10 protein-coding genes are annotated in these 13,196 nt (G+C 56.8%); all 10 read left to right on the forward strand.

Translation table 11 applies throughout. The features are described from left to right. The first annotated feature begins 228 nt into the window (after positions 1-228). The 10 genes from HED64_RS20065 (at position 229) to HED64_RS20275 (ending at position 13,194) form a co-directional block, all read left to right on the forward strand. Positions 229-1,386 (forward strand): resuscitation-promoting factor, encoded by a 1,158-nt coding sequence (locus HED64_RS20065; RefSeq protein ID WP_342590717.1) that lies wholly within the window; start codon positions 229-231, stop codon positions 1,384-1,386. A gap of 144 nt (positions 1,387-1,530) precedes the next feature. Continuing rightward, positions 1,531-2,412 (forward strand): 16S rRNA (adenine(1518)-N(6)/adenine(1519)-N(6))-dimethyltransferase RsmA, encoded by an 882-nt coding sequence (gene rsmA, locus HED64_RS12155; RefSeq protein ID WP_168152254.1) that lies wholly within the window; start codon positions 1,531-1,533, stop codon positions 2,410-2,412. Further along, entirely contained in the window at positions 2,409-3,350 is a 942-nt protein-coding gene (locus HED64_RS12160; RefSeq protein ID WP_168152255.1) for a 4-(cytidine 5'-diphospho)-2-C-methyl-D-erythritol kinase, read from the forward strand. Before rsmA ends, HED64_RS12160 begins: the two co-directional genes overlap by 4 nt. A gap of 16 nt (positions 3,351-3,366) precedes the next feature. Next, positions 3,367-5,175 (forward strand): ABC-F family ATP-binding cassette domain-containing protein, encoded by a 1,809-nt coding sequence (locus HED64_RS12165; protein WP_168152256.1) that lies wholly within the window; start codon positions 3,367-3,369, stop codon positions 5,173-5,175. Positions 5,176-5,433: 258 nt separating this feature from the next. Further along, positions 5,434-7,728, forward strand: coding sequence for a helix-turn-helix transcriptional regulator (locus HED64_RS20195; RefSeq protein WP_210149618.1), 2,295 nt, complete (start codon positions 5,434-5,436; stop codon positions 7,726-7,728). Then, positions 7,725-10,127 (forward strand): LuxR C-terminal-related transcriptional regulator, encoded by a 2,403-nt coding sequence (locus HED64_RS12175; RefSeq protein WP_168152258.1) that lies wholly within the window; start codon positions 7,725-7,727, stop codon positions 10,125-10,127. The genes HED64_RS20195 and HED64_RS12175 overlap by 4 nt, the downstream gene beginning before the upstream one ends. Beyond that, complete coding sequence (locus HED64_RS12180) at positions 10,124-10,564, forward strand: FAD synthase family protein (protein ID WP_168152259.1); 441 nt, start codon at positions 10,124-10,126, stop codon at positions 10,562-10,564. Before HED64_RS12175 ends, HED64_RS12180 begins: the two co-directional genes overlap by 4 nt. A gap of 181 nt (positions 10,565-10,745) precedes the next feature. Continuing rightward, positions 10,746-12,179 carry a Wzz/FepE/Etk N-terminal domain-containing protein gene (locus HED64_RS12185; protein WP_342590718.1) on the forward strand — a complete coding sequence of 478 codons (1,434 nt, stop codon included), beginning with the start codon at positions 10,746-10,748 and terminating at the stop codon, positions 12,177-12,179. Beyond that, positions 12,176-12,625 (forward strand): PssD/Cps14F family polysaccharide biosynthesis glycosyltransferase, encoded by a 450-nt coding sequence (gene pssD, locus HED64_RS12190; protein WP_168152261.1) that lies wholly within the window; start codon positions 12,176-12,178, stop codon positions 12,623-12,625. Before HED64_RS12185 ends, pssD begins: the two co-directional genes overlap by 4 nt. Further along, on the forward strand, positions 12,622-13,194 hold the full coding sequence (locus HED64_RS20275) for a glycosyltransferase (RefSeq protein WP_168152262.1): 573 nt from the start codon (positions 12,622-12,624) through the stop codon (positions 13,192-13,194). The genes pssD and HED64_RS20275 overlap by 4 nt, the downstream gene beginning before the upstream one ends. Positions 13,195-13,196: the final 2 nt, after the last annotated feature.

The following is a 13,196-nucleotide window of genomic DNA, read 5'->3' on the forward strand; positions in this document are numbered from 1 at the left end:
CATTTGACTCTGCGCGCAGCCAGCCTTTGAAAAGGTACGGGCCGCGCGGGACCATCTTTCGGATGGGCGGAATCGGATCGTACTCGTACCAATCAAGGTGGCACACGGAGGGTAGCGCGAAGCATTGCTAAGCGCACCGTTCACCCGCCGTATTCACCTTGATCTGACCCGTGCCTGGATAAAACCTAAGTTTGGAATCCTGTGCAGAATGTCCTAAAGAATCGCTGGGTGAAAATCGGCGCGCAAGCAGCAGTGCTGACCGCGCTGATCCTCGGTCTGGTTATGTTCGTCGGATCCGGCAAGACTATCGCCGTAGCCATTGACGGAGAGAACCAAAACGTCTCCACCCGTGCCGCAACCGTGGCCGATGTCTTGAAGGACTCCTCGATTACGCTCGATGAGCGGGATGAAGTTTCCCCGGCACTGGATGCACCCGTAGCCGACGGCGAGTTGATTGATATCAAGCGCCACAAAGAGGTCAACGTGAACATCGATGGCGTGGACCGCGTGGTTCACACCACCGGCTTGACCGTCGCAGATGTCATCGACCAGCTCAACCTCTCCAAGTCTGCTCAGGTTGATCAGGGTGCGGCACTTGCCCTGGCCTCGTTGTCCAACCCCATCGATATCTCCACTCCCAAGGATGTATCGATCAAGGTTGATGGCAAGACGAAGAAGTTGAATACCACCGTTGAAACCGTCGCCGATGCCCTGAGCGAAGCGAAAATCACCGTGGGTAAGAAGGACGAACTCAACGCCAAGGCCACCGACGCAATTGTTGATGGACTGAAGCTGAAGATCGTTCGCGTGAGCACCAAGACGGTCACCGAAACTAAGACCATCAAGAACGAAACGGACACCGTCAAGGACTCCGACGCTCTGGTGGGCACCGAGAAGACGCTCACCAAGGGCAAAGACGGCGAACGCACTCTCACCTACACCGTGACGTTGCGAGACGGTAAAGAAGCCAAGCGCAAGCTCGACAGCGACAAGGTCACCACCAAGCCCGTCGACGAGAAGGTGTCCATCGGCACCAAAGCCAAGCCGAAGCCGAAGGTAGAAGCCAAGACCGAATCGAACTCCGGCTCGGACTCCGAATCGAAATCTGAGCCCAAGAAGACCTTCACTCCCGGCAGCGTCTCCGCATCCTGGGCTGCACTGGCTAAGTGCGAATCCGGTGGAAACTGGTCTATCAACACCGGCAACGGCTACTACGGCGGCCTGCAGTTCTCCGCCAGCAGCTGGCTCGGCGCAGGTGGCGGCAAATATGCGCCCCTGCCGCACCTTGCCTCTCCCTCGGAACAGGTAGCTACCGCAGAGAAGCTTCGTGCCAACGGCGGCTGGGGTCACTGGCCACATTGCTCCTCCAAGCTCGGACTGCGCTAGGCCCAGACCAAGCACTGTTGCACCAACCACAATGGGTCCCGCCAGCATCTGGCGGGACCCATTTCACATTCCCGTCGGATACCTCACCGCACCGCGCACGCGGGATCGGTCGGGGCGCGTCGGGCCCTGAACTAAGATTGAAACGTGACTTCCGTAGAATCTTCCCCGCCGCCACTGCTCGGAGCGACCGAGATCCGCCGCCTCGCCGGTGAACTCGACGTCCGCCCCACCAAGACGCTGGGTCAAAACTTCGTCATCGACGGAAATACCATCCGCCGCATCGTGGCCACCGCCAAGCTTGATCCCACCGAAACCGTGCTCGAGGTCGGCCCCGGTTTGGGCTCATTGACCCTAGGTCTGCTCGACGCCGCTGCCCGCGTCGTCGCGGTGGAAATCGATCCAAAGCTGGCCGCCCGGTTGCCACAGACGGTGACCGAGATGCGACCGGCCAAGGCCGAGAACCTCACGGTCATCCTCTCGGACGCGCTGAAGATTACCGAGCTTCCGCACGAACCCACGGCACTGGTGGCCAACCTGCCCTATAACGTTGCCGTGCCCGTGGTGTTGCACCTGCTCGAACACTTCCCCTCGCTACGCCATGGCCTGGTCATGGTGCAGGACGAGGTGGCGGACCGCATGGTCGCGGATCCGGGGAACAAAACCTACGGCGTTCCCTCGGTCAAGGGCGCCTGGTACGGCACCATGCGCAAGGCCGGCGTCATTGGCATGAACGTTTTCTGGCCAGCACCCAAAATCCGTTCGGGTCTTGTCAGCTTCGAACGCGGGCCACGACCCGTAACCACCGCCAGCCGCAAAGAAGTTTTTGCGGTCATCGACTCTGCGTTCGCACAGCGTCGCAAGACCTTGCGTGCGGCACTTGCCGGTTGGGCAGGCTCCCCGACCTTGGCCGAGGAAGCCCTGAAGGTAGCGGGCGTTGACCCGCAGGCCCGCGGCGAAAAGCTCGGTATCAACGAATTCATCGCCATCGCCGAAGCCAAGGTCGCCGTGGAGCCCGAAGGCAAATGACCCACACCGTCATTGCCCGCGCACCGGGAAAGATCAACTGCTACTTTAGGGTCGGCCCGCCACGGGAAGACGGCTACCATTCGGTGGCCAGCCTCTACCTTGCCGTCTCGCTGTACGAAGACGTCGCGGCCACAGCCCGGAGTGATCAGGAGATTCAGGTATCCCTGCATCCTGACTCCACCGTCGTCTCGGAACCCGAATCCTTTCCGCTGGGTCCGGATAACCTTGTGGTCAAGGCGGCCATGGCGCTGCGCGAACACACCGGGCACTACGCCGGAGTAGATCTCTGCATCACCAAGCGCGTACCAATTGCCGGAGGCATGGGTGGGGGATCGGCTGATGCCGCTGCCACCCTCGTGGCCTGCAACGCGCTCTGGGGGACCGGACTGAACCGCGAGGAGTTGGCTCGTCTTGGTGCCCGGCTGGGCGCCGATGTCCCCTTCGCACTTCAGGGCGGTGCTGCCGTGGGTCTGGGCGTGGGTGATGAACTGGCACCGCTGCTGCTGCGCACACGTACCGACTGGGTGCTGGTTCCTGCCTCCTATGGACTTTCCACGCCGCGGGTTTACGGCATGCTTGATCGGCTCCGCGCCCACGAGGATGTTCAAACTCCCACGGAAGTCGACCCGATGATGGTCGGCGCCCTGCTCGATGGTGACCTTGATGCCTTGGCACCGCTGCTGGCCAACGATATGACCCGCGCCGCGCTGGCACTGGCACCGGAACTCGGTGTGGTTCGCGACTTGGGCGAGGCGGCCGGTGCGTTGCACGCGCTGGTCTCCGGATCGGGGCCCACGCTGGCGCTGCTGGCACGTAATGAGGCCCATGGAGCTCAGATCATCAACCAACTTTCCGACGAAGCGGGCGTAGCAACACTGCAGGTTCATGGCCCGGTTTCCGGCGCCATCATCCTGCCTGCACACCCCGAATCCCTCTAACAAGGAGCACCCAACCGTGGCCCATCTGCTCGGCGCCGAAAATGTTTCCATGTCCTTCGGTACGCGTACCGTTTTGGACAAGCTCTCACTGGGCCTGGAAGACGGGGACCGCATCGGCATGGTCGGGCGCAACGGCGACGGTAAATCCACGCTCATGCGTCTGCTGGCCGGCCGCATGAGCCCGGATGAGGGCCGGGTGACCAAGCGCGGAGACGTGCGCGTGGCCTACCTGGACCAGACCGACGTGCTCGACGGAGCGCTCAGCGTCGGTGAAGCCATCGTGGGGGAGGCCGCCGACCACGAGTGGGCCTCCAACCCGCTGGTCCGCGAGGTCATGGGCGGGCTGGTCGGCGAGGTGGATTGGCACGCCGAAGTTAACTCGCTCTCCGGTGGTCAGAAGCGTCGTGTCGCGTTGGCCAAGCTGCTCATCGGTGAACATGAAGTGATCATGCTTGACGAACCGACCAACCACCTGGACGTTGAGGGTGTCGCTTGGCTGGCCAAACACCTCAAAAACCGGTGGCGTGCCAACTCCAATAGTCTTCTGGTTGTCACCCACGACCGTTGGTTCTTGGACGAAATTTGCACACGGACCTGGGAAGTTCACGACGGTATCGTTGACCCGTTTGATGGTGGCTACGCCGCCTATGTGCTGGCTCGTGCCGAGCGCGACCGCACCGCCTCGGTGGTGGAGAGCAAACGCCAACAATTGGTGAAGAAGGAACTGGCCTGGCTGCGCCGCGGTGCCCCGGCCCGCACCGCCAAGCCCAAGTTCCGCATCGAGGCAGCCAACACGCTCATTGCCGACGTGCCAGCAGCCCGCGACACCGTGGAACTGAACAAGATGGCCACCGCGCGTTTGGGCAAGGACGTGCTCGATCTGGAACACGTCTCGTTGGACTTCGGCACCGGCAAACCAATCTTCAACAACATCACCTTCCGTCTGGCACCCGGTGAACGAGTGGGCATTGTGGGTGTTAACGGCGCCGGAAAGTCGACGCTCCTGCGCCTACTGAACGGCGAAATCGAACCCACCTCCGGTGTTATGAAGCGTGGCAAGACCGTCAAAACCGCCATCTTGACCCAGGAGGTCAAGGAACTCGACGAGGTCAAGGACATGCGCCTGATCGAAGTCATCAAGTCCGAGCGGATGTCCTTCGAGGTTGGCGGCAAGGAAATATCGGCCGGGCAGCTCGCCGAACAACTGGGCTTTGGCACCGACAAACAGTGGACCACGGTGAAGGAACTCTCCGGTGGTGAGCGCCGCCGCCTGCAGCTGTTGCGCCTGCTCATCGGCGAACCCAACGTACTCATGCTTGATGAGCCGACCAATGACCTGGACACCGATACTCTCGCGGCCATTGAGGACATGCTCGATGGCTGGCCCGGCACGCTTGTAGTCGTCAGCCACGACCGCTACCTGCTCGAACGCGTCACCGATCACCAGATTGCCTTATTGGGCGATGGAAAGCTGCGCGGGTTGCCCGGCGGCGTTGACCAGTACCTAGAGCTACGGGCTGGTGCACAGAGCAGTGGAAATACCGGCGCGCCGACCGACAAATCGGGTTCCGCCACCGATGCTGTGGCTTCGGGGCCCAGCGAAGCGGAGAAGCGTGAGGCTCGAAAAGAGATGAATCGTCTCGAGCGTCAAATGGGCAAGCTTGAAACGCTGATCAAGAAGCTTCACGCCGAGATGGCACTGGCCTCCGAATCCATGAAGTTTGACCAGGTCTCCACGCTCAACGCCACCTTGCGGGGTGTTGAGGCGGAAAAGGAAGAATTGGAAATGGTCTGGCTTGAAGCCGCGGAGACTCTGGGTGAGTAGGAATCACTAAACGGTGTATTTATTACCCTTGACATCCTCAAGGCAGACTGCTTTTATGTGATTGTGATCATATCCATTTGGGGTGGGTTGGTCATGGCAAGAACGTGTCGTTGGGAACTCGGTGATTGAATAAATGTAGTGCTTCGTATGTCACGATACGGAGGCAATCCGTCCAAGGATTCTGACAATGCGTTAGTCGAGACTTCGGCCATCCGTGGGGGTGGTATCACGAAGTAAATGCATTACTGGGGGCACTACGTGAATGCAATCGTTGGTTTTTCTGCATCGTCATACGCTTATGTACGGGGTGGATCGGACACCTTTTCCGGCGCAGTTGAGGACTTGGCTTCTGCCCTGCGGGCAAACCGTGGAGTTGTGCTCCGAGGTTGTGCTGGTGCCGGACACACGGAGGTCATCCAATCCGCATTGGAATCCCTCGGCTGGTCAACCGTAATGAACGTGGTTGGCACCGGATATGCAAAAAATATCCGCTGGGGAGCCTTGATGTTTCTGCTCTCGAAATTTGGTTTGAACCCTGATTCTTCCGTTTCGCACGTCTGTAGTGCCCTGAACGAATGGATTGAACAGGAATCAGCCAGTGGTTCGCGCGTCATTCAAGTCTTGCGCCCCGATCTTCTCGATCCATACTCGCGCACGGCTATCATGCGTCTGGCCAGCCGAGGTGGGGCTCGTGTGGTTGTTTTATGTGAAAACCACCACCCACTTGATCCTGAAACCGCAAGCCAACTAGCCAACGGGACGTACGCTTCGATCGACCTTAGCCCCGTCGGACTTGCCGAATCAGGGAAAATTCTTCAACGGTGGCTGAGCGTAAAAGTATCCCCGGCTGCGGTCTTACTGCTCTGGGAGCTGTCCCATGGCGCTCTGGGCAAGCTTCATCAAGCGATGATATCGATGCAGCAATCCGGGTCCCTTATCGAAAACCAAGGGGTCTTTGTGATTGCGCCCGTGCTTCAGGGCGTCGCAGAATCGGCCGTCAAAGACACCGTGAGTTCGAGTTTGGAATGGTCGAGCGTTGAAGCGAGTTCAAGTCTAGATTCGCTGCATTCAGCTGCTCCCAGCAACCCAAGTGATGTTGCCCGGTTTATCAATCAGGTCCACAAGATCGAACTTCCTCTCGAGCGCGCCATCATTCGACAGCGTCTTCAAGTGAACATCAATAGCCTGATGCGAAATGGCGCAGAGATTAGCAAACACGATGCGGACTCGTGGCTGCTGGGGCAACTGGAAATCCTGTCTATTGCTCTGGCTCTCGAAGACGGATTGCTCACCGAAGCAAAAAATTCGTGCAGTATTTTCAGTGTCGGTTCGTCCACTCTAGAAAATGGTCCATGGATCAACGACGTGGAGTGGCTGGAGGCAGCCTCGTTAGTAGCTCAGGTGGCTGCTTTCAGCAACGATGAAGAACATTTTTCCGTTCTGGCCTCGGCCATTGAAAGGCGGTACGAACGCCTCGATGGTGCGATCCTCGGTGGAGCAAAAAATCCCAGCCACGATAGGCTGCGAAGATTTGATCGCGCCATGCTCACCGCCCACTTTGCACGCGGAGACTGGCAACGCGCTCAGGTAGTGGCCTTGCGGATGGTGGATGCTCCATACGCGGATACACGTTCGTTGGAAGAAGCACATTTCATGTTGGCAGTGATGGCCACCAACGCCGGCGCGTGGGACATTGCACGGGAGTTGATCGAGCCGATTTTCGTACAGTCGACGTATCTTGAAACTCCCTTACGTGCCTCGACACAAGCGCTCCTGGCCTACGTCTCTGCCCAACTTGGTGACATGCTCAAAAGCGAAGGTCTTTGCATGGCAGCGAATGGTGGCGGACCACCGGCACCATTCTGCGCGGAGATGATTCGAAACTATTACTTACTGCTGACCGTTAATTTGCTGGGCAACAGTGGTGCCCAGACAGACGTTTCGCAGATTGAAGAGCAACTGAAGCTGTTCTCCGCCATACCAGCCTTCAGCGGCAGGGTCGATTTGGCGCTGCAATTGACGCAGCAGAAGTACGTTGCTGATGTGGCGCCAGATGAGGATGGGATTGGTAAATCGGCCCTGACACTGGCCTTGGCGGATCTCACGGTGGCGCTGAAAAGTGAGGATGAAACCGATATTGTCGAGGCGTTGCTCTCCGTCGCTGTGGGCGGGATGGCACATGTTGTCCGATGCAGAAGCAACGCCGTGGTTGCCCGGTTGGGGCAACGCTCGAAGCGGATTCTCTCCGGGAAGATGCAAAGGCTGTCCCGGGAACAGCTCTCCTTGGGCCTCGATTTGACGGCGCCAGAGAGCTTCGAAGGGCGTCATGACTATTGGGCGGCAGCACTTACGCACAAGGAGAATCGGGTCCTTGATTTAGTGGCCAAGGGGCTGTCAAACGCCCAAGTTGCGTCGCTTGAAGGTGTATCGGTACGAACCGTGGAGGGGCACCTCTACCAAATCTACTCGAAGCTAAGCCTCCACGGTCGGGCCGACCTCAAGACCATGGTCGGAGCCGTAGAACCTAGAGTCCCAGTTCTGGTGAACTCATGAACGGCCAAGTGCAGGCACCTGGGGCAGTGGATCCGTCACTGTTGACTTTGCTTCAAGACCCGACAAAAGCGGGCATCTTTATAGTCGGGGGACCTGGTTCCGGGAAGTCTTATGTAATTGGCCATCTGGCGCGATCGTTGGGTGTGGATCACGCCGTCGTGCTCATTCGATCCCTGGCAGATGCATCGCATGAGCCATACACGGCTTTTGTGCCTTTGCTCGGTCATTCCATAGTTGAGGCGGAAGTCTTTGACGTGGTGCAACAGTTTCAGCAATATTTGGAAAACATCAAGCCGCCGCGTAGTTCTACGGGGCGCTTACCCCGACCGGTTGTCATCGTTGAGGAGTCCCAACAGCTCGATGAAGCAAGTTGTTTCGTCCTCCATCAGATTGCTCTTGCTGGACAGGCAACTTTGGTCTTGACTTTGACGGCGGGAGTGAAATCCCGCGCAGGTGTGGAGTCTTTGTTTGAATCTGAGCTATTCGGAATCAGAAAAATTTCGCCCAAGAATGTCGATGAGATGGTTTCCGTCGCCAAGGAAATTCTCGACGGAGCTGCCACGGAAATTACCTTTGATGTGCTCACGCGGCTCTCCGGCGGGATCCCCGCGTTGGCTGTCGCCTATCTGAATGATCAAGTTCGCAACCACTCACTCGCGCGCCATGGAAATGTGTGGGCGCTGGGTCCCACAAAGATCAATCCGGGTGGAGAAGTTGAGCAATGGACTATCGGAGTGTTAGAACGCTTCAGGCCAGAGGAGAAGGATGCGTTGAGGTTCCTGGCTCTTCACGGCACTTGCTTAATAGGCGACGTGGAAAAAAGCGGCGGAGTTTCGGTGACCCGCCTCATTGACTCGGGAATGGTCACCATTCGCGAGGGATTCCTCCATCTCAGCTCGGAGCTGTTGGGGTATGCGCTTTCTTCGAAACTGTCGTTGGTCGGTAAATCATTGGGCCCAGATGCTGAAGATTTGGCAGGTAATGGCACAAACCGTGACGATGAGGTTCACCCTTGGGAAGTCGATTCGGAAGCAGGGCTTCGGATACTCGGTGCGCTTGCCCAACAAGGGGACCACCTCCGCGTCCGGGCATGGACGGAGTACCTAATCTCGTCAGCAGACAAACCAGAAATTGCCGAGGCCGCCTTACTTTATGCCGCTAATGCCCTAGTGGAGGACAGCAGCAGTGGGGAGTTTCTAGCCCAAGAAATAGCGCGTATCACGGCTAGAGAATCGGACACCCTCGGTTCTACTTTGCGACTTGTTCAAGCCTGGCAGAGGTACAAGTCCGGAGATTTGGTGAAAGACGTGCTCATCATCTTGAATGCGGCGGGAGATCCGGTTCCGGGGGAGCACGTGAAACTCGGGGAACGTCTACGTACGGAACTTGCTGCAACAAGCACAGGCTGTGAACCCCTAGACCAGTCACTTCGGTGGCAAGTGATCCGAGCGGTTTCTTGGGCATTGGCTGGACACGAAGTTGAGGTGCGTCGCGCTGTGGCCGCTTGCCTGTCGGAGATGGACCTTATGCAGCCCGTTCTGGCAGCGGAACTTGACTTGGTGATTGGCCTTTTGGACTTGCGATCTGGACGGCTCTCTGACGCGAAAATTGCCTTCAACTCAGTGATGGCCAGGAAGACAGTTCGGGAGTCTGGCATTCAGTTAGTTGCGGAGTCTATTAGTCGTTGGATCGACTGTCAGAATGATGAATTTGGCTCGAAGAATACGTCAACCACCGGGCCCGACCGCGGTTTTCTGGCCTCCTTGGCTTCGCTCTATGCTTTGGCGGCGGACAGTTACCAAGATCCTTTGGCATCAAGCCGCATCGAACTTCGGCATTTTGCCAGCCTGCATCAAGGGCGCGGTGATTATGTGCTTGCCGCCGAGGCCTCCGTTCTTCTGCTGCGTCTTGATGAAGACCTACGAGTGGAGGAAATCGATTGGCCCGACGGCCCGTGGTATTCGGCTGCTGACGTCGTCAGCCGGGAATGGAATAGCTCATTCGTTAGGTCGCTGACCGAAGCGGGTGACGAAGCAGCCAGACTCGGTCAGATTGAGTGGGCGATTTATGCTCTCGCGAGAGCAGTTCGTCACCCCGATATGGTGGATCAGCCACGGTCCAAGGGGCGTTTAGTACGGAGATTGATGGCACTACGGGACCTTCTCGGCTCGCAACTATTGCCGGAAATTAGAGAGGCGATTGATTTGGGGAGATTGACCGAACGCGAACATGAAATCGCTGCTCTGGTTGCTCGAGGAATAAGCAATCAGGAAATCGCCCGCAAGCTGACGCTCTCACGGCGAACTGTGGAGGGACACCTCTATCGCATTTATTCGAAGCTTGGAATCGACGATCGAAGCGAACTCGAGAATTTTAATGAGGGAGTACGAGAAATATGATTCGCATAGGCTATGCGGCGGGAGCTTTTGACCTTTTCCACGTCGGTCACCTCAATATTCTACGTATGGCCAAGAGTAGGTGTGATTTCCTGATTGCGGGCGTGGTCTCCGACGAAATTTGCGAAGCGACCAAGGGCAAACGGCCGATTGTTCCGCTCGAAGAACGGCTCGAAATTGTATCCAGCATCGAATTTGTTGATTCGGCCATTGCTGATATGTGGCCCGATCGCTTGGATACCTGGCGCGAGGTTGGATTCAACGTCTTCTTTAAAGGGGATGACTGGTACGGCACCGCTCGTGGTCTTGAACTGGAGCGGCGATTCGGGGAGGTAGGGGTGGCTGTCGAATATTTCCCCTATACCGTTCACACATCATCAACCGGACTGAGAAATGCCCTAGACGCGCTATCGGCTACGTCTCGACCATTGGGGACTTAGAGCTGAAAAGCTTCAATGTAAACGTATTAATGTTTGAAAATTTTATCAATCTAAAACTAATGCAAGTTATGTGAATTGTAGGAACGGTTCGAATCTTTTGGGCGTTCAGGGTGTTTGCTACCCGATAAAGCGAATGCACGAAGATACACGCTGATCCTCGAAAAGAGCGAAGGAGAGCAACATGGCTAATGGGGGGCGGAGCGATTTCTTACGGGTAAATGACCTATTTCGTCAGCTTCGGCGGCGGTGGAGAACGCTACTGGTGACGGTAGCGGTCACGGTGGCTCTTTCGGCCGCTGGCGCGCAGTTGATACCCGCAGAATATTCTGCGGTTGCCACTTTGACAGTTTCGCCCATTACGACGAGCCCATTTTCCTCGGCAGCCGTGAACCAACAAATCAACATCACCACAGAGCGCGCGATCCTTGGGTCGTCGCAAGTCGCAACCTTGGCAATTAGGACGCTTGGTCACGATATTGGGCCCGAAGAACTGATGCGCCATTCGGAGGTCGCTGCACCTCAGGGGTCCCAGATTCTTGAAGTTACAGTTTCGGCTGACACCGCGGAAAAGGCTGCGGCGCGAGCAAATGCCTTGGCAAGTGCCTATCTGATTTTTCGGGCGGATGGGGCCAAAGAGATCGCCGACGCCTTTATCGCCGATCTGGACGGGCAAATAAAGGAAATCGAGAACAAAGCCAACGCAGATTCACAGGAGCGGCAGCAGCTTTGGGATCTCCGGGCCCAGCGAACGACCTTGAAGCTAGTTGCGCTCTCGCCAGGTCAAGTCATCGGATTGGCCATTCCGCCAACAGAAAAGTCTTCCCTAGACACCAAGATTTTCTTAGTTGGCGGGCTTGTCGGGGGGCTCCTATTAGGTCTGGCCTTGTCTCTCCTGCGTGATCGATGGGACCGTAAAGTCCGCTTTGCGGATCGCCTCGTTGCTGCTACTGGCGCAACGGTCTATACCCTCAACCAGGATGACGAAGAGGAATCTTTGCGCTGGATCCTCAGGTTCCTGACACGGTCCTACGAGCCCAACCAACGTCCAGGTAGGCCCGCAGGATTCTTGGGTTTGATGCCTGCGGATCCAAGCGTGCTCGTTTTAAAGCTCCGTGACATGGCACAAGCCCATGGACTCGATTCATGCACGGTCGATAAGGATGTTCTAAACGGTCAAGCTCTCGACGCGGGTTGGCCTTTGGAGATCGATCGAATCGAATTGGGCTCAAGGGACCTGGTGTTGATGGAACTCGCCGAATTCGTCGCCGGTTCGAGACTGGCCAGTATCTCAGAGCGCTTCCTGGAATCCCTCGTACTGGTCGTACATCACAAGACCAACATAAAAGATGTCATAGCCGTTGTTGGCCAAGCACGGGATCTGCCCCATATGAGGCTCATCGTAGTTTTTTACGACGGACGTCCGCGGCGAAGAGCAACCGACACACCACAAACAACAACCACGCCAAGCGGTACAGAACCACAAAATTTGAAGGACCCTTCGCCGTTTGAATCGAAAGTAAGCCAACAGGACATGCCAGTTAACAACCCGCTGAAATCAATTGAGCGGAAGTTGGACGCAGGGCAACGTCTCATCGCCGGAAGGAAAGAAACATGAAAATCCTGTTTGTCACATCAGCTGGCGGTCACCTGGCTCAACTACTGCCGCTCAAATCGTGGTGGCAAGAACATGAACGAGTTTGGGTAACCTTCAGACTGCCAGAAGTCGAAGCTGCCTTGGAAGGCGAGACTGTTGTCTGGGCACATCATCCGACGACGAGAAACGCAAAAAACGCCGTGAAGAACCTCTTCTTAGCGTGGCCGACCCTACGGCACGAGCGCCCCGACGTTGTGGTCTCCATTGGAGCGGGGGTCTCCGTCCCATTCTTCCTAGTTGCCAAACTTCTTGGGATCAAGACCGTTTATATTGAGTGTTTTGATCGCATCACGATGCCCACATTGAGTGGTCGAATTTGCTACCCCATGGCAGATCTATTCTGTGTGCAATGGGCGGAGCAGCAGAAATACTACCGAGATGCTCTGAACATTGGACCAGTGTTATGAAACTGGAAAATGGCGATCAAAATATTGTGGTGTCCCTCGGGACTGACCACCATCGATTCGATCGGGCCGTCGATTGGATCGACGATTGGCTCGAAACCCAAGAAACGCAACCGAGGTGTTTGATTCAGCATGGATCCAGTAGACAGCCTCGTCAAGGAAACGGGGTTGACCGAATGCCTCGGACCGACTTGCTGGACTTGTACGCTGGAGCCGATGCGGTAATAGTGCAAGGAGGACCGGGGTCCATCTTGGACGTCAGGGAAATGGGTAAAATCCCGATCGCAATTCCGCGACGACCAGAACTCGACGAAGTCGTTGATGGGCATCAGATTGCTTTCGCTAGATTTATGGCGAGCCAGGGGGAAGCTCTATTGGCTGAATCGGCTGATGACATGGATAGACTACTGAAATTGATCTTGGCGGATCCGAATCATTTTTCGACGCCCCCACGACACGCAGATGCCGGGCATGCGGCCGGACTACTTGCTGCCGCGCTTGACACACTTGAGAGCCATCAGCGACATGATGCGATGATCAGCCGGCTTCGACAGATGTGGGGCCACCATTAATC

Source organism: Paeniglutamicibacter terrestris, assembly GCF_012271785.1.
Classification (GTDB): domain Bacteria; phylum Actinomycetota; class Actinomycetes; order Actinomycetales; family Micrococcaceae; genus Paeniglutamicibacter; species Paeniglutamicibacter terrestris.

Excerpts from the sequence above, each read along its gene's own strand:
- HED64_RS12160 (WP_168152255.1), top strand. The coding sequence starts at position 2,409 with ATGACCCACACCGTCATTGCCCGCGCACCGGGAAAGATCAACTGCTAC.
- HED64_RS12175 (WP_168152258.1), top strand. The coding sequence starts at position 7,725 with ATGAACGGCCAAGTGCAGGCACCTGGGGCAGTGGATCCGTCACTGTTG.
- HED64_RS12180 (WP_168152259.1), top strand. The coding sequence starts at position 10,124 with ATGATTCGCATAGGCTATGCGGCGGGAGCTTTTGACCTTTTCCACGTC.
- HED64_RS12185 (WP_342590718.1), top strand. The coding sequence starts at position 10,746 with ATGGCTAATGGGGGGCGGAGCGATTTCTTACGGGTAAATGACCTATTT.
- pssD (WP_168152261.1), top strand. The coding sequence starts at position 12,176 with ATGAAAATCCTGTTTGTCACATCAGCTGGCGGTCACCTGGCTCAACTA.
- HED64_RS20275 (WP_168152262.1), top strand. The coding sequence starts at position 12,622 with ATGAAACTGGAAAATGGCGATCAAAATATTGTGGTGTCCCTCGGGACT.